The following is a 25,305-nucleotide window of genomic DNA, read 5'->3' as shown; positions in this document are numbered from 1 at the left end:
GCAGCATGTTTGTCGTAAGTGTCGTTGATTTTGTCGTGAGTGCGCTGAATTTTGTCGTAAGAAGGAGGAACTTCGTCGTAAAGCCGAAGTTTTGCAGTAAAAGCTATGATGCATTGCTTGTAATATTCGCTCATCGGTTCAAAAAGACATAAAAAGTTCAATTAAATTGTGTTTAATATAAAGGAAGATTACCAGACGGCGAGAATTTTAGATATATCCGAAAGGGGGAATAAATTTGTTTGATAAAAATCTCGAGATACCAATTAATTTATTAAAAGCAGAGGCACTGTTAGGAAGGCTTCCGGAGTCCCACCCACAGCGACAGGAAATTGATGGCTTGGTCAAGAAACTAAGGTCAGGTTACAATGGGGAAAAGGTTCTAAACTACTATTTAGGCCTTCTGCCAGAAAAAAGGTATTATATTTACCACGCTCTTCGCCTTCCTGCCTATAATTCTTTTTTTCAAATTGACGCCCTGCTGCTCTCTTCGAAATTCATTCTCATAATTGAAGGGAAAAATCATTCAGGAAAAATTACAATTGAACGAAATCAAATGATACAGGAATATGGTGACATAAAAGAGGTGTATGAAGATCCTGTTGCGCAAGTCCAGCGCCATAAGCTGTTACTAAGGTATTTCCTTGAAAAATATCATTTCACAGATATCCCCATCTTTTACCTGGTAGCATTGACCAGAACTTCAACGGAACTTTCCATCTCTCCTAATTATCATGAAGCGGTGAAGTCGGTATGCAGAGCTTATCATTTACTGAGCAAAATGGAAGAACTTGAACGAGCGGACCTAAAGACAAGCATCGATGATAAAAAACTTTCAAAAGTCAGGAAACTGCTTTTGAAATCTCATGTGCCTCTATCCAGCAACCTTATGCAGCAATATCGCATCTCTTTCTCTGAACTTGAAAAAGGCGTACGATGCCTGATTTGCGGCTTCATTCCGATGAATTATCATAGAAATTCCTGGCATTGTCCCCATTGCCAAGCGATTTCGAAAGAGGCGCATTTGAAAGGTATAAATGATTACTTTTTCCTCATAAAGCCGGAATTCTCCAATCCGGAATTGCGGGAATTTCTCCTGCTGCCATCCTCACGCTCCACATCTTACCTTCTATCCTTGCTTAACTTGCCTTATGCGGGAATCAAAAGAGCTCGCCATTATCTGCTAGAACATCCTTTGGAGCCTTAAACTATTCCACCACCTCCCCCAATACCCCAGCCAGCTCCAACTTCGTTAGTGTGCTGCAATACTCGGCCTCAATCTCTCCGCCCAAGCTTTCCAGAGAGCCTTCAAGATAGGAAAGGATATTTGGTTCTTTGTACCAGTCGCCGGGTTCCGTCTTTTCGTGTTTTCGGTCTTTCCAAGAGAATTCGAGTTTGGGGCTGTAGAAGCGCGGGGAGCCTGTTGTGAGTTTGCAGGAAATCAGCCTTGGCTTCAGCGGCAAACCTGGCATTCCTTCATCAACGGAATTAAAAAGGTGGGGCCAGTAGTCATTGCGAGAACCGGTATGAGGTGTGGAGACTGCCCATTTTTCCACCTTATTCAAACGATCGCCAAATAAAATGCCGTATAGCCTTTTTCCAATCAGGATCCGTTCATGCAGACGTTCAAACTGGTGGACAGTAGCACCGGCAAGCTTAGTTTTGCCGTCCTCCACGTATGGAAAAAGGATGTGGTTCATTGAAAGCAGGTCCTGCATCTTGAACTCCACCGTACTAAAAACAGCCTGGTAAACGGGGTGTTGCACCACCCTGGACTCCAGGTAGTTTTGTTCATTGACAATCAGCGCCATGGTGAGCATATAGGGATCATTCTCTTGCCAATAGAAATCCCAAACACATTTCATAAAATGGGAAACATGGAGTGCGGGCAATAAATGAAAAAGGGGCTTCCTCCTTTTGGAACTTTCTTCATATAAGAGCAGCTGCGGATAAGCGTCCTGGAAGATCAGCCAGTTGCTTCGTTCCAGGAGGGAAAAAAAAGATTCTCTTACTCTTCGGTCCATTAGCATGGAATGGAGGTTTCCTTTGAGGTCCGTCATATTCCAGCCGCCGTTCCTTGACACCATATGGGCTAAAAATGACCAGTGGATTTCAGGATTCCTTTTGTAAAAATCCAAATAGGCCTTCGTCCGTGTAAGATTATTTTTGTTTAAAAGGGATGTTTCGCCCCGGATTTCCTTGACCAGTTTTTCATCGCTGTTCGTTAATGCTGGAGGGACCTGCTTCTTTTGCTTCAACTGCTTTTTTAGTTGTGAAAGTTTCTTCAAGATGAAATCCCCCTTCATGAATTCTCTTTCTCTGTTCCGAATATGTATGGTGCGAGGGGAGTGGTAGGGTGAAGAATCATATTGAAACGGGCATTCAGGGACTGATTGACAAGCTGCGGAAGGATCAATCACCCAATGGAGCGTGGAATTTTCCGTTTGAAGCAGGAATTTCTACGGATTGCTTTATGATCATTTTATTAAGGACGCTTGAAATCGATGATGAAAAATTCATCAAGGTGCTGGCAGAGCGGATCATGAGCAAACAAGAGGAAAATGGAGCGTGGAAGCTTTATAGAGACGAGGGGGATGGCAATCTTTCAGCAACGGTGGAAGCTTATTATGCGCTTCTTTATTCCGGCTATTATGGTAAAAAGGACAGGAGGCTCACCGCTGCCAAACGCTATATTGTCAATAAAGGGGGGCCCCGGAATACCCATATGTTCACAAAAGTCCTGCTGGCTCTTACCGGACAATATAAATGGCCCAATTTTTTCCCAATCCCGGTGGAGGTGATTCTGCTTCCAGCCTCTTTTCCAATCAACTTTTATCAATTCTCATTATACGGAAGGGCACACTTGGCACCCATTATGGTTCTGGCAGACCGGAAATTTCAGCTGAAGACGGGCAAGAGCCCCGACCTCAGCGAGCTGGGGGCCTATCGGGAGGAAGAATTTTTCAACCAGGAAGATTACCGGCTGCTGCATTCGGCACTGAAGAAAGCGATCAAGAAGCTGATTGGCCTCCCAGCCCAGCTTCATCAGTTGGCCATTGAAAAGACGAAAGAATACATGATAAGCCATATAGAGAAGGACGGTACTTTTTTCACCTATTTCAGTTCCACGTTTCTGATGATATTCGCTTTGCTTGCGATGGGGTATTCGAAAACGCATCCTGTCATCACAAACGCGGTAGCGGGCTTAAAAGCAATGAAAACCAATATAGACGGACTGCAGCATGTTCAGTTCACCCCAGCAGCCATCTGGAATACATCCCTGATAAGTTATGCTCTGCAGGAGGCGGGAGTAAAGGAAACAGACCAGATGATATCAAAGGCAAACACTTTTTTGCTAAACCGCCAGCATGTCAAATACGGTGACTGGGTGATCCATAACCCAAACGTGATGCCTGGGGGATGGGGCTTTGGAGACAAAAACACATTTGTTCCGGATGTGGATGATACGACGGCTTCCTTAAGGAGCATTGCCCGAAAAGTCCACAGTGACCACGCTTTCCGGGCTTCTTGGGATAGAGGGGTTTTTTGGCTGCTATCCATGCAGAATAAAGACGGTGGCTGGGCTTCGTTTGAAAAAAACACCGACAGCCAGCTAATCAGCCTTTTGCCTGTCGAGAAAGGGGAATATCTTCTCACTGACCCGTCAACCCCCGATTTAACAGGCCGCACATTGGAGTTTCTCGGCAACTATACAAATCTGTCGCATTCCCACCCTGCCGTTAATAAAGGTGTCAGGTGGCTAGAATTGCATCAGAAAAAAGACGGCTCCTGGTATGGACGCTGGGGAATCTGCTATATCTATGGCACCTGGGCGGCTGTTACCGGAATGAGTGCCGTTGGTGTGCAGCCTTCCCACCACAGCATCCAGAAAGCAGTAAACTGGCTGGAGAGGATCCAGAATGAGGACGGGGGCTGGGGAGAGTCGTGTAAAAGTGATGAGGCCCGGAAGTATGTTCCGTTGAATGCAAGCACCCTGACCCACACAGCCTGGGCGGTCGATGCCCTTCTGTCTGTTTCGGCCAAACCGACAACAACGATAAACAGAGGGATAGCATTTTTAACAGATCATCTTGAACGTGACGATTGGACGACGGATTATCCGAAGGGGCAGGGAGTGGCAGGAAACTTGTATACGCACTACCATAGCTACCGATATCTCTATCCGCTCCTTGCATTGGCCCATTATAAAAACAGATTTTTGAACATTTAAAAGGGAACCTCTTGCAAGGTTCCCTGTTTTGATGCTTATGCTGCTTTCATGGATTTAGCTCCATTGTTGAGCCTGCGGTACTTGACGATTTGAACCCCATACCATCCTGCAACAGCCAGAGTAAGAATGGAGCCGATGATCATGGAAGTCTGGTAGGCCATGCTGAATCCTTCCGGTGCGTAGAAGATATAGGTGCAGACAACAGCTGTCATAAACAAGGCCGGAAGTCCGCAAATCCAATGAAATTTTTTGTTTCTTAGCAGGTATACCGTTCCCGTCCAAAGCATGACGGCAGCTACCACCTGGTTTGTCCAGCCTACATATCTCCATAGGAAGGAATAATCAATCATGGATAGGTAAAAGGTTGGAATGGCGACAGCCAGTGTCGTCAGGATCACCTTCCATTTTTCGGATATCAATGTAAACGATGACAGGGCATCATTCAGGATCATTCGTGATGACCGCAATGCTGTATCGCCAGTTGTGATTGGAAGGATGATGACACCCAGAATCGCCAGAATTCCGCCAAACGAACCTAGCAGCGATTGGGAAATCTCATTTACTGCTCCGGCAGGGCCGCCGGCAGCAAGTGATTCCTGCAGGCCTGCTGTACCTCCGAAGAAGGTCATTCCGGCAGCTGCCCAGATCATCGCGATGATTCCTTCACCGACCATTGCCCCGTAAAATACTTTGCGTCCTTCCGATTCCTTCTTTAATGTCCTTGAAACAATCGGGCTCTGGGTACAATGGAATCCGGAGATGGCACCGCATGAGATGGTAACCATCAGCAATGGCCAAATCGGCAGTTCTCCTGGGTGGAGATTCTCTATTGTCAGGTTGGGAATTTGCTTTCCGCTGAACAACAGGGCAATCCCGACCGAAACCGCCATGATGATAAGGACGACGCCAAAAACGGGATAAAGCTTTCCGATAATCCGGTTAACTGGCAGCAAGGCAGCCAGCAAGAAATAAATAAACACAACACCTAATGATCCAATAAAGCTAAGCGGCGTGATGCTTGAAATCAATTGTGCCGGACCTGCCGTAAAGGCAGCCGCCACAAGAACCATTAGAATGACTGAAATTACATTGATGATTTTCTTCATAGACTGGCCCAGATAGCGGCCGACAAGGTTAGGGAACTGTTCGCCATTATGACGCAAAGAAAGCATTCCCGAAAAATAATCATGCACGGCACCGGCAAAAATACAGCCTATAACTATCCAGATGAACGCGACTGGGCCATACAGTGCACCAGCGATGGCCCCAAAAATGGGACCGAGACCGGCAATATTCAAAAGCTGGATGAGACTCCCTTTCCACCAGCTCATCGGAACAAAATCAAATCCATCATTGTTTTTGTAAGCCGGCGTTGGGTTTTGGTCATCGATTCCAAAAATGCGTTCAACCACCTTGGAATAGACGAAATACCCGACAACAAGCAAACCAATTGAAGCTAAAAACGTAACCATTATGCATCCTCCTGAAACCTGTTAATCTGTCAGACTTTTTTGACTAGAATTAGTTTACTAGATAAACGATTATAAAATCAACCATTTTCAGAAAAAAACATTATTTCAAAAAAATGAAACGTTTACATATGCACATTGACAATCTTTTTCACATGGAATTTTACAGTTAAGAAAAGGACGGAATAATATTTTGGAGGGAAATAAGAGAATAATAAAAAAAGCTAGAGGCTTCTAGCTTTTTTGGATTTTGGAAGGGTTATTCACTTTGTAGGGAACTGGTTCCTCAATAACGAATTCTTCTTCGGCATCTTTTCCTTTTGCCAATTTCTTTTTAACAATTTTCCCGTCAAACTCCAGCTTGTCCCCGGGAGAAAGTTCCAGCTTTTTAAGCGTTTTGGAATGGGAGCACCATGCCAGCCCTATTTCAAGCACAGGATCTTGCTGGATGACAACATTCTCCAGCACCACGACTTCATCATTTTCCTCATTAAATGGATTCCAGGTTAGGGCAAACTGCTTCACTTCTGCCGAGAAATGGACCTTGTCTGCGGGAAGTTCGAGTTTAGGTGCTTTTTCTTTCTTTTCAGCCGTTTTTTTCGGACTTGCCGATACCTTTTTCCCGGCTGGAGGAGCCTTCTTTTCCTTGGCGGGCTCGACCGGTTCGGTTTCTTTCCCTGCTGTCTGCACTGCAGGCGCACTGTCGGCGATGACGGCCTTGCCGAAACTCGACGACTGCATCTCTTTTAAATAGGCAGGGTGGATACAGCTCAGGTTCCCATCCTGAAATTCAATGATAATGGTGTAAAATTCCCCTGTTGTTCCGTATGGCTGATATCCTTTGATGGTCACAAGTCGCTGATGATCCTTTTCCTTGTACCAAAACTCTTTTTTTACGTTTTTCCCCGACGATAAGCCCCATTCTTTTACCATTTCGGCATAATGGTCATCGTCGATAAAGGTTTGAAAATCTCCCTCGGGGGGAAGGTAGGCTGTACGATTCAGGTTTTCAATATGTGGCAATGTGATCGCCATCGTTCCACATCCTTTCACCCTTATTGTACACCAAACCGTATCATGGCAAAATAATTTGGAATTGTTGTGTTTTATTTGATTGTGTTAGCAAGTAATCATTAGAATATATTCAAGTAATAGCTTAATCCTAAGCACATGAGGAGGATTGCGATGACAACGTACAGCAGCAGGGCAGAAGTGCCTTTGGAGGAGAAATGGAATCTTGGTGACCTATATCCAGACCTTGCCCAATGGGAAGAAGATTACCGGCAAATAGAAGAGATGGCTGGGAAACTAAAGGAATTTGATGGGAAGATCCAGGGTGGGTCAAGTTTGTACCATTATTTGAAGCTGCGCGAAGAGCTGTCGTTCCTGTTTGGAAAATTATACGCCTTTGCGATGCTGAAGGTGGATGAAGATACGAGGCAAACAACTTCCCAGTCCTATTTGGACCGTGCCAAGCAGCTAAGCGTCAAGGTGAGTGCGGCAACTTCCTTTTTCATGCCGTACCTGCTGAGCCTTGAGGAGGATACGCTGAAAGGGTACATAGCAGCGGAAGAAGGATTGTCCTATTTTGAAGAAGACCTGTGGGAATCGTTCCGCTATAAGCCTCATGTCCTTAACAGGGACCAGGAAGCGGTACTGTCCCAGCTGGGGGAGGCGCTGTCGGTACCTGGAAATACCTTTGGAATGATCAACAATGCCGATATCAGCTTCGGCGAAGTGACGAATGACCAGGGAGAGAAAGTCAAACTGACGAGGGGCATGTACGCAAAGCTGATTGATGATGAAGACCGGAAAAAGCGGCGGGAAGCTTATAAAGCGTATTATCAGCCATATCTTCAGATGAAAAATACGATTGCTTCCACACTTGCAGGTGCCATTAAAAACAATGTCACAATGGCGAGAATCAGACAGTATCCGTCTGCTTTGGAAAAGGCGCTGTTTGGCGACAACGTGCCTAAGGAAGTATATGATAATCTAATTTCGACGACAAAAGAGAATATCGCGACCATGCACAGGTATACAAAAATCCGCAAGGAAAAATTGCAGCTTGATGAACTTCGCCAATATGACTTAAGCGTCCCGCTTGTGAGCGGGGTAAAACCGGAAATTTCCTTCGAGGAAGCCTACGGTACCATGTGCAAAGCACTTGCCCCTTTAGGGGAAGAGTATCTCGCCATCCTGAAGGAATTTAAAAAAGGACGCTACCTCGATGTCCGTGAAACAGAAGGGAAGCGTTCGGGGGCCTACAATCTGGGTGTCTACGGCGTCCATCCTTATATCCTCCTGAACCACCAGGATGATCTCGACAGTCTGTTTACACTTGTCCATGAGTGCGGACATGGGGTCCACAGCTGGCTGAGCTCCAAGCATCAGCCACAGATTTCGGCACGCTATAGCATCTTTGTGGCTGAAGTGGCATCAACGGTGAATGAAGTGCTGCTGATCAATTATTTATTGAACAATGAGCAGGATGAAGACGTTCGAAAGCACCTGGTCAACCATTTTATTGACCAATTTAAAGGAACTTTCTTTACCCAGGTGATGTTTGCCGAGTTTGAAAAGGAGACACATGAAATGGCAGAGAAGGGTCAGCCCTTGAACGTGGAGGTATTCAACAGGACGTATGAACAGTTGTTCCGTGAATACAATGGCGATGAAGTGGTGTTTGACGAAGAGGTTAAGTATGGCTGGTCAAGGATTCCCCATTTTTACCGTCCGTTCTATGTATACAAATATGCGACTGGCTATGCTTCGGCAATCCATTTGGCAACTAGAATACTGGAAGGGGATGAAGAGACGTTAACCTCGTATCTGGAGTTCCTCAAAAGCGGAAGTGCCGATTATCCTCTGGATTTGTTAAAAAAGACAGGGGTGGACCTAACTTCCCCGGAACCCATCCAGAACGCTTTAAAGAAATTTTCTCAATTGGTTGATGAGTTTTCACGCACCTAGAGAACAAAAAAAGGAAAGGAGCATGCCTCCTTTCCTTTTTAGCTGACGGATTTAATCAGGTTACACATCAATTGCTTTCCCGATTACCTGGATATCCCTATAAATTTGTTCCTTCTTTTTGTGGTCCTGGCAATTCCTATAATCCGTAAACAGCTGGCCAAGTTTCTCGATTAACTTCAGAATTTCTGTATTGCTCATGGCTACCTCCTCATTTTCAGGGAAGTATAAAGAAATTCAGCCTATGTACCTAGTTTTAATTGATTGGAAAATTATGCATAAAAAGATTTCCAATCAAAAATGATCAGAGTGGAAGGGTACATTCCATCATAATCGGTAGCTGGCTGGCGTGGTATCTTATACTTTAGCCCCTATAGCTTTGCGTCTCCATTTTTCAATGGATTTGCCTTTATCAAGAATGATTTGTTGTTTACTATTGATATTCTAACATGATTATACTGTTTTACCAATAGAAAAGGCCTAGATTGGTATATTACATTTAAATGACAATAGAGAAAAAGTGCCATCTTTCGTGAAAGGTATTTGACAACTTATTTAAAAATTCGGAAAATAGTAGTATGATGTTGTTAAGCAGTCGTTCAAACAGGAGGAGATGTTATGCTTAACCGGAAAATCTTATTAAAAAGCAGTCCGGTGGGGATGCCTGATGAAAGCAATTTTGAATGGATTGAGAGCAGTGTTCCAGAGATTACTAACGGAGAAGTGCTCATCCAGTCTATTTACATATCAGTTGACCCCTACATGCGGGGCCGGATGTCCGCTGCCAAATCGTATGCGAAGCCATATGAAGTTGGGGAGCCGTTTATGGGAGGAATCGTTGGGAAAGTGCTAGATTCCAGGAATCCGAGATTCGAAGCAGGCATGTATGTCGAAGGAAGGATGGACTGGGCGGAGTACAATGTGAGCGATGGCAGTAATATCCGCAGGATCCATCCCGGCCGTGCGCCGATATCCACGGCACTTCATGTCCTGGGCATGCCTGGACTGACAGCCTACTTTGGACTTTTGCAAATAGGGAAGCCAAAGGAAGGAGAGACGGTGGTCGTTTCCGGTGCTTCCGGAGCAGTTGGAATGATTGTCGGGCAAATCGCAAAGCTGAAGGGATGCCGTGTTGTCGGCATTGCCGGGTCGGACGAGAAATGCGCCTACATCACCGGGGAACTGGGATTTGATGCGGCCATCAATTACAAAACGGCAGGAAATCTTCGCGGAGCCTTGAAGGAAGCCTGTCCAAATGGTGTCGATGTTTATTTTGACAATGTCGGCGGAAGCGTTACCGACACTGTTATGACGCTGATTAACTTTCAGGCAAGAATCATCATCTGCGGCCAAATTTCCCAATACAATCTGGAAAAGCCGGAAATGGGCCCGCGTGTGATGGGGCAATTGCTGACCACCAGTTCAATGATGAAAGGCTTTATCGTTTCAGATTATGCCGAGCATAATAAAGAAGCTTTGACACAGATGGCTCACTGGGTACAGGAAGGGAAAATAAAGTATCGGGAAAATATCGTTGAGGGTTTCGAAAACACGGTGGACGCCTTCCTGGGATTGTTCCGCGGGGATAATATTGGCAAACAGCTGGTGAAAGTTGGAGAGGAATAGATCCGCTGTTCCTGCTTTCACTTTGATTCTTTTGTATTGCATTTATATTACAACCACACATAAAACTGCATTCTTCCCCCCTTCCTGCCATATTGATGTAGGGAGAGGGCATGCAGCTAAAAATATGTAAGCCCTTACAATTAGCAAGTTTAAAAACCATGTAAGAAGTGTTGACAACAAGAATGAAATGGAAGCAGTTTGTGATTATTATCTAAATAAAAAACATTGGGGAAAGGTGAGATGAAGATGGAGGCAGCAATGAAAATGAGGATCGCGGATATTGGGGACGAGATTGTTTCCAATAAGGGAATCAAAGGGAAGGTGGAAATGGTGAAGGAAAACTCGGTCATCATTGAAATCCTCGAAAACCTTTCAGATCGCGAATATGTGAATAACCGGACAGTGGTGTCACATAAGAATTATGTGATTATCTAATAAGTGAACCAGACATTCCAGGTGAAAAAGGGGTAGGGAATTCTAAGCTTTCGAGGGAGTTTAGAGGGCCCAATCCCTGCTTATCAGGTCAGGCAGGAACAACAGCGTGGTTTCAAATTTAAAATGGAAGAAGCCTTGCTTCAATTTTGAAGCAAGGCATTTTTTATTGGTGCGTAAAGATTCAAATTATTCGCTGTCGCCCGTTATTTCATCCTTAGAGGGTGTCTGGAGAACTCACCTCCTGATGATAGCGTTTACACTGCATCTTTGGCTCTTTTCCTCATGACTTTCCCTTATTCCCTTGAATCTAATTATGAGCGTGTTAGTATAAAAACATCGTGAAAAAAACAGAACAAAAAAGCGAACAAATTAGGAGTGATGGAATGCTTAAGGATAAAAAAATTGTCTTTTTGGGTGCAGGGTCAATGGCGGAGGCCATGATTGCAGGGATGTCAGCAAGCGGCATTGTCAAACCCGCCCAAATTACGGTTTCAAATAACAGCAACACCGAGCGGCTGAAACAACTCCAGGGAAAATATGGCATACATGGCGTCCCGAAGGAAGAACTTTGTTATGAAGATATGGATGTTGTGATTCTGGCAATGAAGCCAAAGGATGCTGAAAATGCGCTAATTTCCTTAAAACATCATTTGCGTCCACATCAGCTGGTGTTATCGGTCCTGGCAGGCATCTCAACCTCGTTCATGGAAGACCTTCTCCCATTTGGCCAGCAGGTGATCAGAGTCATGCCCAACACTTCAAGCATGATTGGCGAATCAGCTACAGCAATTTCCCCTGGAGAACATACATCACAGCATAATCTTTCAATTGCGCAACAGCTCCTTCAAAGCATTGGGGAAGTATTCATTATCAATGAAAGCCAAATGGACATTTTTACTGGCATTGCCGGCAGCGGTCCAGCGTATTTCTACTATTTGATGGAGCATATGGAAAAGGCAGGACAAAGCGGAGGTCTGGACCAGGAGACTACCCGCCAAATTATAGCCCAGACGATTCTGGGTGCTGCCCGCATGATACAGGACCAGGAAGAGGCTCCTCAAGTGCTAAGGGAAAAGGTGACCTCCCCTAACGGAACGACTGCAGCTGGCCTGGAGGCCCTTAGCAAAAATGGCGGCGGAAAGGCCATTTCCCGTGCGGTTAAACAAGCAGCTCAGCGGTCCAAGGAAATCAGTGCCCAGCTCGAAACGAAAAAACTGAAAGTTATTTAGTACCGAAAAATAATACAAAGGTGTGATAATATGACCTCTAGCAAGAGGCAGCAGCGAGTAGTCATCAAAATAGGGAGTAGTTCATTAACAAGCCGGCATGGAGAAATCAGCAGGAGGAAGCTGGAAAAACTGGCAGATGAGGTTGTCATGCTGAAGGATGAAGGATATGAAGTGGTGTTGGTTTCGTCCGGCGCAGTGGCTGCCGGCTACCGGAAGCTTGGCTGTCTGAAGCGCCCCGAAACACTGCCTGAAAAGCAGGCGGCAGCATCCATTGGCCAAGGACTGCTTATTGAAGCTTATTCTGAAATCTTTGTTTCCCACGGTTATGTTGCTTCCCAAATCCTGATTACCAGAAGTGACTTCTCTGATGAAGGACGTTACCAAAACGTGCGGAACACGCTGAATGTATTGCTTGAAAGAGGAATCATCCCGATTGTAAATGAAAACGATACGGTGACGATTGATCGGCTGAAATTTGGAGACAACGATACACTGTCAGCCAAAGTGGCAGGGATAGTGGATGCTGACAGGCTGATCATCCTTTCTGATATTGATGGCTTGTATAATGCAAACCCGAGAACGAATGAGGACGCCCAATTACTTGATGTCGTCAATGAAATTACGCCAGAAATCGAAGCTGCTGCGGGCGGTTCGGGAAGCGCGGTAGGCACCGGCGGAATGAAATCCAAAATTGAGGCAGTCAAAATTGCGATGGCTTCCGGGATCACAACCTTCCTGGGGAAAGCTGGAACTCGCAATGTCCTGACAGACGCGGTTAAGGAAGAGGCAAGAGGCACGTATTTTAAAGCTGCCACGAAAATGGATGATTTAAATCAAAAAAAGAAATGGATCGCTTTCCATTCTGGACCTGAAGGGAACATGACGATCAGCCAAGAGGCAAGGAATATGATGATGGAAAGAAAACAGAGTCTGATCCCTGCTGGCATTGTAGAAATTGAAGGGGAATTCTCTAAAGGAGCTGTCATCCGGCTGGTGGACACAGCAGGTGATGAAATCGGGCTCGGAGTAGTCAACTTTTCATCTGAAGAATTGCATAACCTGGATTGTAATCCTGCTGAACAGCAAAGCCCAGTCGTGAATATGGAAGATTTCGTCTCCAGACACAGCTTCCGTTTGCCAATAGGTGTTTAATACAACAGGAGGGATAAGATGGTGTTACTTAAGATAAGTGAAAATGTTGAGGACCAAGCGATTGCCGCAAAACATGCGGCACGAAAGGTGAGCCTATTAACGGCTGAAGAAAAAAATGAAGCCCTGCTTAAGATGGCGGACGCTCTTGAAGCAGAGTTTGCTTCCATTCTAGATGCAAATGCTAAAGATTTGGAAGCAGGCCGGCAACAGGGATTTGAGCCCGCCTTTATGGATCGGCTGGCATTGTCAAAAGAGCGGATTACCGATTTTGCCAACGGTTTAAGACAGGTCGCAAAACTGGAAGACCCTTCAGGCAGAATTGTTTCAAGCTGGACTCTTGATAATGGGCTGCAGGTTGAAAAGGTCACCGTTCCTCTTGGCGTGATAGGAATGATTTACGAAGCCCGTCCGAATGTAACAGTGGACGCTGCCGGCCTTGTGCTCAAATCAGGAAATGCGATTGTATTAAAAGGCGGTTCATCCGCTCTGCACTCAAATCAGGCGATTGTCGATGTGATGCACCGCGCCCTGGCGGAAACAAAAATTCCGCAGGAAGCTGTTCAATTTATTTTCAGCACAGACCGGGAAGCGACACAGCAGCTATTTACGATGAAGGAGCATATTGATGTCCTGATTCCACGCGGGGGAGCATCCTTAATACAGGCAGTTGTTAACAATGCAACAGTACCTGTGTTGGAAACGGGAGTGGGCAACTGCCATTTGTATATTGACAAGGATGCGGATCCTGCTAAGGCCATGAACATTTTAGTGAATGCTAAAACACAAAGGCCGGCGGTTTGCAATGCGGCCGAGACGGTCCTTATTCACAAGGGCTGGCTAGCATCGAATTTCTCCCTGCTTAATGATACGTTAAGGGAACACAATATTTCCGTACATGGAGACGAAGCTGCTGTTAAGCTCATTCCAAAAGCAATTCCTGCTGGGGAAGAAGATTGGAAAAATGAGTATTTGAGCCTCAATATAGCGGTGAAAATCGTACATGATATGGAAGAAGCCATCGCCCACATTGACAGATATGGAACAAAGCATTCGGAGGCTATTATTACTGAAAGTAATGAAAATGCGGAGCTCTTCATGAATCTGGTAGACGCGTCCGCTCTTTACCACAACGCTTCTACCAGATTTACAGATGGAAACGCACTTGGATTTGGCGCCGAAATTGGCATTTCCACGCAAAAACTTCATGCCCGCGGACCGATGGGATTGCCGGCCTTAACTACCGTTAAATTTAAAATGAGGGGCAATGGCCAGGTGAGATAGCAAGAAAAACAGAGCACTCCCGCTGATGAGGAGTGCTTTTTTTACAAAATCATTTCCCATTATTAACAAGCCTCCGTATTTAGTGCCTTCGTTCTTAGTTCAGCTGCTTCGAGCAGGAGGGGGCTGTTCATTGTCCTGGCTGTACGCGAGAGCATGGCCAGGACTTTTTTCACCCCATTCACATGCCCATGAATCACCGCATGCTGATCACAGCTGATTTCAGCCTGATGATTTATCTCTTTCCCTGATACAGGATGCTGGATGTGGCCTAACTCATGAAAAATGATGGCTTCTTTAATTTCGTTGTCCGAACAAAAATGAGGATAATCATAAACGACGATAAAACGTAAAAAATCAAGATCATGGGATTCGAAGCAAACAGTCAGCAAGCGGTTGTCAAACTGGAACATGTTGAGCCAGAAATCACTGGGGATGCCGAAAAGAGATAACAGCGCTTTCTTGTCTTCCAGTATCGCAACGGGCTTTTCCAGGGCATACTTTGCAGGATCCAGCACTTCACATAAACAATGCAAATAGTATTCTCCTTTGCATAGCAGGTTTGTGGAACATTAAAGTATATGGCAGGATGTCCGTTTTAAATACTCGCTTATTCTTTCTTCTAGAATATTGGCAATGATTGTAGGCTGCTTCTGTTTTTCGTCGGGGTCCAGGAAAATAGTTAAACTTGTCCCGGCGAATATGCTAAACTGTAAAAGATGTATTTTCGGGAGGAATTCCGAAAACAAAGAGATGGAAGATGAAGGAGAAATAATGATGGAGTTTGAGTTTTTAACACTGCTAAAATACTTATTCTTAGGATTGCTCCAAGGCTTTACCGAGCCTATACCTGTTTCGTCCAGCGGGCATCTGGTGCTGGCACAGTATTTTATGGGAATTGAAACGAAGAGCATGAGCTTCGAACTGCTTGTAAACGCAGGGTCGCTGATTTCGGTATTTATTATCTACTGGCATGACATCACACGTCTGGTGAGGAACGGGCTCTCTTACATTACAACCAGAAATCCGGAATCTAAATCCGACTTTTATTTTATTATTTATTTGATTGTTGCAACCATTCCCGCCGGAGTCATTGGCGTGCTTTTCAATGACCAGATTTCCGAGGCACTGAAAGGGGTGCATGTGATTGGGATTACCCTGCTGATCACGGGTGCGGCTCTCTTCTTGATTCGCAATCTTCGGGGCAGAAAGCGCGACGGCGACCTTACCTTCAAGGATGCGATCATTGTCGGGCTTGCCCAGGCAGTTGCCCTTATTCCGGGAATAAGCCGTTCAGGAGCTACCATTGTAGCGGCAATGGGGCTTGGCATGAAACCGGAGACAGCGCTGCGCTTTTCGTTCTTGCTGTACATTCCGGTCAGCCTTGGCGGCACGCTTTTAAGCATTACCGATATCGCGAATGATCCAAATCTTGGACAGCTCTTCATTCCTTACCTGGGGGCGTTCCTTGTCTCGATCATCGCTTCCTACTTTGCCCTTAAATGGTTTATGGGAATCATGGCCAGGGGAAATCTGGTTGTTTTCAGCATTTATTGCTTTATTGTAGGAACAGCTGTGCTATTGTTCGCTTAATAACGAAGTAAAAAGCTGCTTGCAGGTGAACCTTGCAGCAGCTTTTTTGCGAAAACGGCTTTTATCCGTATGGGAGGCATTAATGGAATTCGTTCTTGAAATTCTGCCAAATAATAGATTGCTGGCTGTTTTGTTCAGCTTGTTTCTCAACGTGATGATCTCAATCGCAGGTTTCGTGCCAAGCGCTTTTCTGACAGCAGCCAACATCCTCTTTTTTGGCTTTAAAATCGGGTTGATTATCTCAATCACAGGGGAAGCAATAGGAGCTATTATCAGCTTTTATCTTTATCGAAGAGGCATTGAAGCGCTGAAAGGCAAGTATGGGAACAAAGGGAATAACCGGTTCTTGGAGAAGCTGAAGGAAACAAGCGGCATGGAGGCAGTCTACCTTGTTTTTATCATGAGGATATTTCCTTTTGTTCCGTCAGGACTGGTAACCCTGGCCGCCTCGATGAGCAGAATGTGCCTGGTACATTTCGCTTTTGCGAGCACATTTGGGAAAATTCCTGCGTTAGCTATAGAGGCGTACTCTGTTCATGCAGTGATAAACCTGGAAACAAGATTTCAACTAGCTGCTGCGGTTGCTGGACTGGGTTTGGCAGGTATCTATATGATATGGAAAATGCGAAAAAGGCTGGATCAATGACTGAGTAATGTCCAGCCTTTTCGCTTGCTTACAATATTTTGAACAATTGATGACAACAATCCGAAACGATTTACATACTATAGAGGGGTATGGTAATATTAATTTTGAGGAGTTGGTGTAATGGAAAAAATTCATCAAATGGCTGATGTGCCTCTATGTGAAAATGACTGTCATACAGATGGCGCTGACCGCAAGAGCCATCATTCGGATAAGTTCAAAAGCAATATGATCACAAGGCTTAACCGGATTGAAGGTCAAATTAGAGGAATAAAGGGTATGATTGAAAAGGATACTTACTGTGATGATGTCATTACACAAATTTCTGCGACGCAGGCAGCCCTGAACAGTGTAGCCAAGATCCTTCTTGAAGGACATATGAAGAGCTGTGTGGTCGAGAGGATCCAGGAAGGTGACCATGAAGTGGTAGATGAACTGCTTGTCACCATCCAGAAATTAATGAAAAAATAAAAAAGTAAATTTTTGAGAGGAGCTGTTATAGTGGAAAAGGTAACGTTAAATGTAACTGGAATGTCATGCGGACATTGCGTGAAGGCTGTTGAAGGCAGTGTCGGAGAACTTGAGGGAGTCAACTCTGTCAAAGTAAACCTGGAGGCAGGAACAGTAGATGTGGAGTATAACAACCAAGCTGTCACTCTGGATAAAATCAAGGAAGCAATTGATGACCAAGGCTATGATGTAGCTTAACAAAACAAAAGACGTGCTAACTATTTAGCACGTTCCTTTTTCAATAAAATATACCCTATACAGGTATGGGGAGTGAGAAGATGAGTCAGCAAGAAAAAGAAGCGACATTGCAAATTTCCGGAATGACTTGTGCAGCTTGTGCCGTGAGAATCGAGAAAGGGCTTAAGAAAGTTGAAGGGGTACAGGAAGCCACTGTCAACCTGGCTCTTGAGCGTTCATCCATCAAGTATGACCCGGCTGTTACCAATCCTGCCGCTCTGGAGAAAAAAGTCAAAGATCTCGGGTATGATGTCGTAACGGAGAAAGCAGAGTTTGATATTACAGGAATGACATGTGCTGCATGCTCGGCAAGAATCGAAAAAGGGCTGAATAAACTTGAAGGAGTTTCAAACGCCAGCGTGAATTTGGCTCTGGAAAAAGCAGCAGTAGAGTTCAACCCTACTGTCCTTAGCAAAAAAGACATTATCAATAAAGTCGAGAAACTCGGCTATGGGGCGATGGCCAAAGAAGAGGAAAATCAGCAGGAAGCCGCAGACCACCGCCAGCAGGAAATTGAAAGGCAAACAGGAAAGTTTATCTTTTCCGCGATCCTATCGCTGCCATTGTTGTGGGCGATGGTCGGGCATTTCTCTTTCACCCAGTTCATATACGTACCCGACATGTTTATGAACCCGTGGGTACAGCTTGCGCTGGCCACCCCGGTTCAATTTATCATTGGGAAGCAATTTTATACAGGGGCCTATAAAGCCCTGAAAAATGGAAGTGCCAATATGGATGTCCTGGTCGCACTTGGCACATCCGCTGCCTATTTTTACAGTCTCTATCTTTCTTTCGCTTCCATTGGGTCAAATGCCCATATGGTCGAGTTATACTATGAAACCAGCGCAATCCTGATCACCTTGATCCTTCTGGGAAAACTGTTTGAAGCGAAAGCAAAGGGCCGTTCTTCCGAAGCGATCAAGAAACTCATGGGTCTGCAGGCTAAAACGGCAATGATTGAAAGGAACGGTATCGAGCAGGAAGTTTCTTTGGAAGAAGTTACGGTTGGCGATATCATCCATGTGAAGCCTGGGGAAAAAATCCCGGTTGATGGAGTGATTGCGGAAGGCCAATCGGCGATAGATGAATCGATGCTGACAGGGGAGAGTGTCCCTGTCGACAAGAAATCCGGAGATGAAGTGATCGGGTCCACCATCAATAAAAATGGATTTCTAAAGATAGAAGCGACGAAGGTAGGAAGAGATACGGCTCTTGCCCAAATCATCAAAGTGGTTGAGGAAGCGCAAGGGTCGAAAGCTCCCATCCAGCGTCTTGCTGACCAAATTTCGGGGGTTTTTGTTCCAATTGTGGTCGGAATCGCCATTATTACCTTCCTGGTCTGGTACTTGATGGTGGTGCCGGGAGATTTCGCCGAAGCGCTGGAAAAAATGATTGCCGTACTGGTCATCGCTTGTCCTTGTGCACTAGGGCTGGCTACCCCAACCTCGATTATGGCAGGTTCCGGGCGTTCAGCAGAATACGGAATCCTCTTTAAGGGCGGCGAACATCTGGAAATGACTCACCGTATCCAGGCGGTTATCCTGGATAAAACAGGTACCGTTACAAACGGAAAGCCTGTTTTGACAGATGTTGATGTTGCTGATTTCTATAAGGAGGAAGAGTTCCTGGCTCTTGTTGGCTCCGCCGAAAAACAATCGGAGCATCCGCTGGCAGAAGCGATTGTTTCCGGCATCAGGGAAAAGGGAATTTCGCTCCAGGAGGCAAATTCTTTTGAAGCCATTCCTGGATTCGGGATAAAGGCAAATGTGAATGACAAGGAAATGCTAGTTGGAACGAGAAAGCTGATGAAAAAACATCAGGTTGAAGTCTCGGCTGCCATGGGTAAAATGGATGCACTTGAACGCGAGGGAAAAACCGCAATGCTTGTCGCCATTGATGGCCAGTATGCCGGAATGGTGGCTGTTGCCGACACGATAAAGGAAACATCCAAGGCTGCCGTCAAACGTCTCAAAAGTATGGGGCTGGATGTCATCATGATCACTGGTGACAATCAGCAGACAGCCAACGCCATTGCGGCGGAGGTTGGGATTGACCATGTGATTGCCGAGGTCCTTCCTGAAGGAAAAGCGGATGAAGTGAAAAAACTTCAGGCTGAAGGCAAAAAGGTCGCCATGGTTGGAGACGGCATTAATGATGCGCCTGCATTGGCAGTGGCCGATATTGGAATGGCGATTGGAACAGGAACAGATGTTGCAATGGAAGCAGCGGACATTACCCTGATTCGCGGCGATCTGAACAGTATTGCCGATGCCATTTTCATGAGCAAACTGACAATCAGGAATATCAGGCAGAATCTGTTCTGGGCCTTTGCTTACAACAGCCTGGGAATTCCTGTCGCGGCACTTGGGTTCCTTGCACCATGGCTTGCTGGTGCTGCCATGGCCTTCAGCTCGGTTTCCGTTGTCCTGAACGCTCTCCGGCTTCAAAAGGTAAAACTGTAGAGGAGATGGAAGAATGGTAAAAAAATGGACGCTCGCAGCGATTGCCTATTTGCTCCTTGTAATGGGGAGTTATGGAATTTATGCCTTAACAGTAAACCCTGAAGAGACCCCGAGCCATACAGAGGAGATGGACCATTAAAATCTGGACCCGATGATTTCGGGTCTTTTTTTTAGAATTATGTACATATAGTGTTCAAAAAATCTATGAATTTCTTCATATACGATCTTAAGTTATGCATTATGATGAAGATAAACCATGTATGTATAGTGGTTTCATGATTATACTCAGGAGAAAAAATATGAAGAGTAATTTGAAAATCAACAGCATATCGATTAAGCTTGCCCTGCTCTTTAGCGGGCTTTTTATCACCTTATTGTTCATATTGGGCACCATTTTATACGGGGCATTTACTAATTTATTCATTGATTATGTGAAGCATGACCTGCTCATCAGAGGGAAAAATCATGCCAATGTCCTGGCCAGGCAATTCAACCAGGGAACGATTGAACATGTGGTCAAAATGGAATCAGACGTAACCACTCATGTCCTGATTACCGATATGGACCAAAACATTCTTGCTTCATCCGTTCCTCCCAGCCAGGACATGAGAGAGGCGCTGATTCCTGCCGGCAATAAGCTGTTTAACGGTTTTATCGAGGTGGATTGGGAAAAGAGCGATTATATCATCTCCGTATCTGCCATAGGAAAGAACGAGGGCTTTGTCTACATGTTCTATCCATCCAAAATATTAAGGGACATCGTCCAAGTTGTGGATACCGTCATGCTGGTTTCGGGGATTGGCATTGTCCTTATCGCTTTTGGTTTAATTGGAGTTTTGTCCAGGACGCTTACCAGGCCCTTAATTACCATGAAGGAAGCGACCAATAAAATGGCGCAGGGAAAATACATGCAGAAAATCCCGATTTCCGGTGACGATGAAGTTGCCCAGCTAGGGCGCTCCATCCAGCTGCTCGGCGAACAGCTACAAGAGTTCGAAGACAGCCGGAATGACTTTCTTGCCTCTGTTTCCCATGAATTGCGGACGCCCCTGACCTATATTAAAGGCTACAGTGATGTCTTGAACAAAGACATTGTAAAAACCAGGGAAGAACAGCAGGAATACCTTCAAATTATAAATAAAGAGGCTAGCAGGATTTCGCTTCTGGTCAACGATTTGCTTGATATGAGCAAGCTCCAGGCAGGCCAATTTGTATTGAATAAAAACCAGGCCAATGTCAATTTGATAATCAAGAAGGTGATTTCGACTTTAAAGCCTGCGGCGGCTGAAAAAGGAATCATCCTGTCTTTGGACCTTGCAGACGATTCACCAGAGATAGAGATTGATATACACCGAATGGAACAGGCCATTTTCAACCTGGTAGAAAACGCTATCAAATACACAAACGAAGGGCAGATTACAGTGAGATCCCGTGTAAATAATGAATTCCTGATTATTGAAGTGAACGATACCGGGATTGGAATCAGACCCGAAGAACTCCCAAAAATCTGGAGCCGCTTTTATCGAGTTGACAAGTCCCGGACAAGAAGTACAGGAGGAAGTGGTCTGGGCTTGTACGTTGTTAAGCTCATCGTTGAAGCGCATAACGGGGTTATAAGAGCGAATAGTACAGAAAATTCAGGTTCCGAATTCACCATATATTTAAAAATATAAACCATTGGAGAGGGCATAATTGAATAAAGTATTGATTGTCGATGATGAATTTCAAATGAGAAAGCTGTTGAGCCTTTACCTTGGACAAGAAAATTATCTTGTAGAGCAAGCGGAAAATGGAAAGGAAGCGATCCAAAAAGTCGGAATAAGTGATTATGATCTAATCATCCTGGATGTCATGATGCCTTTGGTGGATGGATGGCAGACACTTGAACAGGTACGCAAAATCTCCGATGTCCCCGTCCTGATGCTGACGGCAAAGGCATCCGTACAGGATAAAGTCAGCGGACTATCTCTTGGGGCAGATGACTACCTGGTAAAACCTTTTGATGAAAGCGAACTGATGGCTAGGGTCCAGGCGCTGTTGCGCAGATCGAAGAAGACAGTCCCGGATAAGGAAATACTGAAATATAAAAACTTGCACATGAATCTGGCAGCCAGGGAAGTTTCCTTCAATGGAAATAAAATGAGTCTTACACAAACAGAATTCGATTTATTGGAAGCTCTTTTGAAGCATAAAGGGAAGGTGCTTTCCCGGGAACAGCTTGTGGAGCTTGTCTGGGGAATGGAATTTTTGGGAGAAGACCGCACTGTCGACTCGCATATCCGCAATCTGCGGGAAAAGTTAAAGCATGCCGGGGCGGATAAATCATTCGTTAAAACGGTATGGGGCATTGGATATAAGATAGAAGTATAAGCTTGCTGCCCCGATGGGCCAGCAAGTTTATTTAGTTTATGAAAGGGAATGTATCAACTGAAAAACTATACGTGAGGAGTGGTTAATAATGAATGCGACTTATGAAGAATGCATACAAGCTTGTCTTGAATGTATGGAAGCATGCAATGTCTGTTATGATGCCTGCCTCAAGGAAGATGATTTGAACATGATGGCAGATTGTATTCGGATGGACAGGGAATGCTCTGACATCTGTGCATTTGCAGTAAAATCCATGCAAAGCGGCAGCCCGTTCGCAAAGCAAATATGCCAGCTCTGTGCTGAAATTTGTGAAACATGCGGAAACGAATGCAGCAAACATGATCATGAACACTGTCAGAAATGTGCACAAGCTTGTTTCAGGTGTGCGGAGGTTTGCCGTCAAATGGCGGCGTAATGGCTTAAAGAGTTGCCTGTACATATCTTTATGTACAGGTTTTTTTGTGTGCGAAGAATGGATGGTGCCTTCATGATAAGCATGACCATGAATTTTTGTCCATTTTTCGGTCAATAGTTGATGGTAACCATTTCTTCACAGTTTCTGCCCGATTTCTGCAAACTTTTATCTTACATTATAAATATAAACTTTAAGAAACATTCAGCAGGAAAGAAAGGAGGGCACAATGAAGCGTCTAATTCTCTTGATCATGATGGGAATTTTATCACTTGGACTTACCACTGGCTGCAGTTCTGACGAGAAAGAAGAACTGGTGCTTGATTCCAAACATAGTGCGATGCCGGATTATGTGCTCAATTCATCTCCAATTGTGCAGGAAACATATGTTATGGCGGCACAGCATCCAGATGCATTGGCTGCAGTTCCCTGTTATTGCAATTGTTATGAGTCAGCAGGACATACTAGCAACCGGGATTGTTTTATTAAACAAATGGGCCCGGATAATAAAGTGGCAGAATGGGATCCGCACGGCATCGCTTGAGACATTTGTGTCAAAATCGCCCGGGAGGCGGTTGAACTGCAGAGTGATGGCAAGGATTTAAAAGAGATAAATCGATTAATTACCAAGAAATATGAAAGCTATGGAACTCCGACTCCAACTCCGATACCAGAGTAGGGATGGACATGAAAAATGGACAAACCACAGTGATACAAGGAACACTCCTTTCTGACAAGAAGGAGTGTTTTGCGTCAATAGGACAACGTGTTTTATATATAAAAATGGATTGGCCATGGCCAATCCACTTTCCAGACATTATAGTTCATCAATGGCATTTGTATTCATTGCATCCCTGTTGCTGCTCGTATGACAGGCATCAAACATTTGCTGCAGCTCACTCTCGGAAGATCCGGGATGCATTTCCTGCATAAAAGGCAGCATCTTCTCAAAGGTAATTTTACCTGGTACCGTTTCACTGGCTTGTGCAAAAGCAAATGTTCCCGCTCCGAAAATAATGGCTGCACTTAGAAGGCCTATACCAATTTTCTTCATTTTTCTTTCAGCTCCTTCCTTTTCTTCAGGATAGTTCAAAAAAGTGAAGAAATCATGCAGAATGGAAATAGCCTCAAACATTTCATCGAAGTTTTGGCCAAAATGTGAGCATTCTTGGAACTGCATCCTTTGTTGATAGTTTTACAGTATAATAGCGCTTATAAACACGGTGGGGGTATCATGAATGTATCAGGTTCTTTCCGAAATCAGCCAGTTTCTGAGCAGTCCCTTCTTTAGCGTTGTAAATGGGACCAAGCAGTATCCGCTTTTAGCTGCTTTAATTCTAGGGCTGATTGGTGCATTGGCGCCTTGTCAGCTGACGGGGAATATGGGTGCGATCACACTTTACGGCAGCAGGAGTATCACAGCCAAACACCAATGGGTGGAGATAAGTTGTTTCATCATTGGGAAAGTGGTGGTCTTTACGGGCCTTGGCTTGGCTGTATGGCTGCTTGGACAAGGATTTCAGAGTATTCTTCCGGAATATTTCTCGTTATTCAGGAAGCTCATGGGTCCTTTATTTATTATAATCGGTTTTACTTTGTTGGGAATTTTTAAACTTCGCTGGCTTCTGACATGGACCGAGAGAATTCCGCAATGGACAGGAGGAGGAAAAATGGGCTCCTTTTTAATGGGTGTTAGCTTCTCGCTGGGGTTTTGTCCAACGATGTTCTCTTTATATTTCTTTTCCCTCATTCCACTCGTATTAAGTTCTCCATACGGTGCCGTTCTGCCTTCCGTTTTTGCTCTTGGCACATCAGTTCCGGTTCTCGTTTTTGCGGGGATAATAACTTATTTTGGTCTGGATGGTGCGATGATGAAAAAAAGCAGAAAGCTGGGGAACATGATCCAAAAGGCTGCTGCCGTTGTTTTTATTATGCTTGGAATAATGGACACCTTCACTTACTGGGTCTGATGCTTTGCTTCATCACAACAGGCAAGGCTTTTTATCTGCTTTGGATTCCCGCCATATAATTCAGGATTCCGGATGTCTATGTTATGCTTGAAAAAATGCTCATTATTAGAAGGGATGACCTTGGACATTAAAAGAATTTGTATGTATTCAATCATCATAGGTATTCTGCTCTTTTTAACAACCGTCATAATTCCTCAATTTAAATTTTTGAATTCCTTACCAATTGACCTCTCGAAATGGCTGTTCCTGCTTGTCGTTTCCTCTTTATTTTTCATAGCCAACATTAAATGGTGGGGCAAAATTGTGTCATTAATTTTAGGGTTAGGCATTTATGTTGGATTGGTCAGCATGCTGGACCTGTAGTTGGATAAAACTACCATTGTATCTTTTTAATGAAAATGTTAGGATTATAAACATCACGTAGCAAGAAATTCACATATTCTTTCTTATTTAAAAATGTTGTTGAAAACTTGTTGACTTTATCGTTTCTCCGTGATACATTTATACATGTCGCTTTTGAGCGTCATAAGAAATTGCTCTTTGAAAACTAAACAAACAAGCGTCAACAAACAATAATATCGTGTTTCTTCTATATTAATAGAGATTCACGAGCCAACGTTTTATTTTATGAGCTAATCACTCACTTCTTATTGGAGAGTTTGATCCTGGCTCAGGACGAACGCTGGCGGCGTGCCTAATACATGCAAGTCGAGCGGATCTT

The 25,305-nt window shown here is 44.6% G+C and carries 25 protein-coding genes and 1 riboswitch; of the genes, 19 read left to right on the top strand and 6 right to left on the bottom strand.

The features are described from left to right. Positions 1-235: 235 nt before the first annotated feature. On the top strand, positions 236-1,204 hold the full coding sequence (locus ADU22_RS19720; RefSeq protein WP_053363693.1) for a nuclease-related domain-containing protein: 969 nt from the start codon (positions 236-238) through the stop codon (positions 1,202-1,204). A gap of 1 nt (position 1,205) precedes the next feature. Here ADU22_RS19720 and ADU22_RS19715 read toward each other — a convergent pair whose 3' ends face one another. After that, a complete protein-coding gene (locus ADU22_RS19715) occupies positions 1,206-2,285 on the bottom strand; it encodes a DUF2515 domain-containing protein (RefSeq protein WP_231687916.1) in 1,080 nt (359 codons plus the stop codon). 68 nt (positions 2,286-2,353) lie between these two features. Between ADU22_RS19715 and ADU22_RS19710 the strand changes: the two genes are divergently transcribed. Then, positions 2,354-4,228, top strand: coding sequence for a terpene cyclase/mutase family protein (locus ADU22_RS19710; RefSeq protein WP_053363692.1), 1,875 nt, complete (start codon positions 2,354-2,356; stop codon positions 4,226-4,228). A 35-nt stretch (positions 4,229-4,263) separates the two neighbouring features. On the opposite strand, the gene ADU22_RS19705 is transcribed toward ADU22_RS19710, so the two are convergent. Together ADU22_RS19705 and ADU22_RS19700 are read right to left on the bottom strand one after the other, a co-directional pair. Continuing rightward, complete coding sequence (locus tag ADU22_RS19705) at positions 4,264-5,700, bottom strand: carbon starvation CstA family protein (RefSeq protein ID WP_053363691.1); 1,437 nt, start codon at positions 5,698-5,700, stop codon at positions 4,264-4,266. Between the two features lie 231 nt (positions 5,701-5,931). Continuing rightward, complete coding sequence (locus ADU22_RS19700; protein WP_053363690.1) at positions 5,932-6,732, bottom strand: hypothetical protein; 801 nt, start codon at positions 6,730-6,732, stop codon at positions 5,932-5,934. Between the two features lie 150 nt (positions 6,733-6,882). On the opposite strand from ADU22_RS19700, the gene pepF reads away from it, so the two are divergent. Further along, positions 6,883-8,670, top strand: coding sequence for an oligoendopeptidase F (gene pepF, locus ADU22_RS19695; RefSeq protein ID WP_053363689.1), 1,788 nt, complete (start codon positions 6,883-6,885; stop codon positions 8,668-8,670). A 60-nt stretch (positions 8,671-8,730) separates the two neighbouring features. On the opposite strand, the gene ADU22_RS24830 is transcribed toward pepF, so the two are convergent. Next, positions 8,731-8,868 (bottom strand): hypothetical protein, encoded by a 138-nt coding sequence (locus ADU22_RS24830; protein WP_156324406.1) that lies wholly within the window; start codon positions 8,866-8,868, stop codon positions 8,731-8,733. A gap of 131 nt (positions 8,869-8,999) precedes the next feature. Further along, a riboswitch (cyclic di-GMP riboswitch) is annotated at positions 9,000-9,085 on the bottom strand. Positions 9,086-9,285: 200 nt separating this feature from the next. Here ADU22_RS24830 and ADU22_RS19690 point away from each other — a divergent pair. The 5 genes from ADU22_RS19690 (at position 9,286) to ADU22_RS19670 (ending at position 14,390) form a co-directional block, all read left to right on the top strand. Then, complete coding sequence (locus ADU22_RS19690) at positions 9,286-10,293, top strand: NADP-dependent oxidoreductase (RefSeq protein ID WP_053363688.1); 1,008 nt, start codon at positions 9,286-9,288, stop codon at positions 10,291-10,293. A gap of 258 nt (positions 10,294-10,551) precedes the next feature. After that, complete coding sequence (locus ADU22_RS19685; protein ID WP_353611394.1) at positions 10,552-10,728, top strand: DUF2187 family protein; 177 nt, start codon at positions 10,552-10,554, stop codon at positions 10,726-10,728. A 383-nt stretch (positions 10,729-11,111) separates the two neighbouring features. Next, on the top strand, positions 11,112-11,957 hold the full coding sequence (gene proC / locus ADU22_RS19680) for a pyrroline-5-carboxylate reductase (protein ID WP_082252938.1): 846 nt from the start codon (positions 11,112-11,114) through the stop codon (positions 11,955-11,957). Between the two features lie 30 nt (positions 11,958-11,987). Then, positions 11,988-13,109 (top strand): glutamate 5-kinase, encoded by a 1,122-nt coding sequence (proB, locus tag ADU22_RS19675; RefSeq protein ID WP_053363685.1) that lies wholly within the window; start codon positions 11,988-11,990, stop codon positions 13,107-13,109. 18 nt (positions 13,110-13,127) lie between these two features. Beyond that, positions 13,128-14,390 carry a glutamate-5-semialdehyde dehydrogenase gene (locus tag ADU22_RS19670; RefSeq protein WP_053363684.1) on the top strand — a complete coding sequence of 421 codons (1,263 nt, stop codon included), beginning with the start codon at positions 13,128-13,130 and terminating at the stop codon, positions 14,388-14,390. A 62-nt stretch (positions 14,391-14,452) separates the two neighbouring features. Here ADU22_RS19670 and ADU22_RS19665 read toward each other — a convergent pair whose 3' ends face one another. Continuing rightward, positions 14,453-14,923, bottom strand: a complete 471-nt coding sequence (locus ADU22_RS19665; protein ID WP_053363683.1) for a hypothetical protein — start codon at positions 14,921-14,923, stop codon at positions 14,453-14,455. Between the two features lie 241 nt (positions 14,924-15,164). On the opposite strand from ADU22_RS19665, the gene ADU22_RS19660 reads away from it, so the two are divergent. The 10 genes from ADU22_RS19660 (at position 15,165) to ADU22_RS25320 (ending at position 23,293) form a co-directional block, all read left to right on the top strand. Next, positions 15,165-15,980 (top strand): undecaprenyl-diphosphate phosphatase, encoded by an 816-nt coding sequence (locus ADU22_RS19660; RefSeq protein ID WP_053364676.1) that lies wholly within the window; start codon positions 15,165-15,167, stop codon positions 15,978-15,980. Between the two features lie 82 nt (positions 15,981-16,062). Continuing rightward, a complete protein-coding gene (locus ADU22_RS19655) occupies positions 16,063-16,626 on the top strand; it encodes a TVP38/TMEM64 family protein (RefSeq protein WP_053363682.1) in 564 nt (187 codons plus the stop codon). Between the two features lie 138 nt (positions 16,627-16,764). Further along, the gene (locus tag ADU22_RS19650; protein WP_082253029.1) at positions 16,765-17,094 is read left to right on the top strand and encodes a metal-sensitive transcriptional regulator; all 330 of its coding nucleotides are present in this window, start codon (positions 16,765-16,767) and stop codon (positions 17,092-17,094) included. Between the two features lie 30 nt (positions 17,095-17,124). Continuing rightward, positions 17,125-17,331 carry a copper chaperone CopZ gene (gene copZ / locus ADU22_RS19645; protein ID WP_053363680.1) on the top strand — a complete coding sequence of 69 codons (207 nt, stop codon included), beginning with the start codon at positions 17,125-17,127 and terminating at the stop codon, positions 17,329-17,331. Between the two features lie 80 nt (positions 17,332-17,411). After that, positions 17,412-19,832 (top strand): heavy metal translocating P-type ATPase, encoded by a 2,421-nt coding sequence (locus ADU22_RS19640; RefSeq protein ID WP_053363679.1) that lies wholly within the window; start codon positions 17,412-17,414, stop codon positions 19,830-19,832. A gap of 13 nt (positions 19,833-19,845) precedes the next feature. Beyond that, positions 19,846-19,971 (top strand): hypothetical protein, encoded by a 126-nt coding sequence (locus tag ADU22_RS25450; protein ID WP_286132326.1) that lies wholly within the window; start codon positions 19,846-19,848, stop codon positions 19,969-19,971. Positions 19,972-20,131: 160 nt separating this feature from the next. Next, positions 20,132-21,505: a sensor histidine kinase gene (locus ADU22_RS19635; protein WP_053363678.1), complete on the top strand. Its 1,374-nt coding sequence runs from the start codon at positions 20,132-20,134 to the stop codon at positions 21,503-21,505. A gap of 19 nt (positions 21,506-21,524) precedes the next feature. Further along, complete coding sequence (locus ADU22_RS19630; RefSeq protein WP_053363677.1) at positions 21,525-22,202, top strand: response regulator transcription factor; 678 nt, start codon at positions 21,525-21,527, stop codon at positions 22,200-22,202. Between the two features lie 88 nt (positions 22,203-22,290). Beyond that, positions 22,291-22,617, top strand: a complete 327-nt coding sequence (locus ADU22_RS24420; protein WP_082252937.1) for a four-helix bundle copper-binding protein — start codon at positions 22,291-22,293, stop codon at positions 22,615-22,617. Positions 22,618-22,843: 226 nt separating this feature from the next. Beyond that, complete coding sequence (locus ADU22_RS25320; protein WP_353611393.1) at positions 22,844-23,293, top strand: PCYCGC motif-containing (lipo)protein; 450 nt, start codon at positions 22,844-22,846, stop codon at positions 23,291-23,293. A 138-nt stretch (positions 23,294-23,431) separates the two neighbouring features. On the opposite strand, the gene ADU22_RS19615 is transcribed toward ADU22_RS25320, so the two are convergent. Beyond that, positions 23,432-23,668 carry a hypothetical protein gene (locus ADU22_RS19615; RefSeq protein ID WP_069188098.1) on the bottom strand — a complete coding sequence of 79 codons (237 nt, stop codon included), beginning with the start codon at positions 23,666-23,668 and terminating at the stop codon, positions 23,432-23,434. A gap of 184 nt (positions 23,669-23,852) precedes the next feature. Here ADU22_RS19615 and ADU22_RS19610 point away from each other — a divergent pair, with 184 nt between their 5' ends. Beyond that, entirely contained in the window at positions 23,853-24,584 is a 732-nt protein-coding gene (locus ADU22_RS19610; protein ID WP_053363673.1) for an urease accessory protein UreH domain-containing protein, read from the top strand. The last annotated feature ends 721 nt before the right edge of the window (positions 24,585-25,305 follow it).

Source organism: Bacillus sp. FJAT-27251, from assembly GCF_001273925.1.
Classification (GTDB): Bacteria; Bacillota; Bacilli; order Bacillales; family Cytobacillaceae; genus Mesobacillus_B.
Note: the sequence above shows the minus strand (reverse complement) of the source record. Positions and strands in the feature narration are given on the sequence as shown.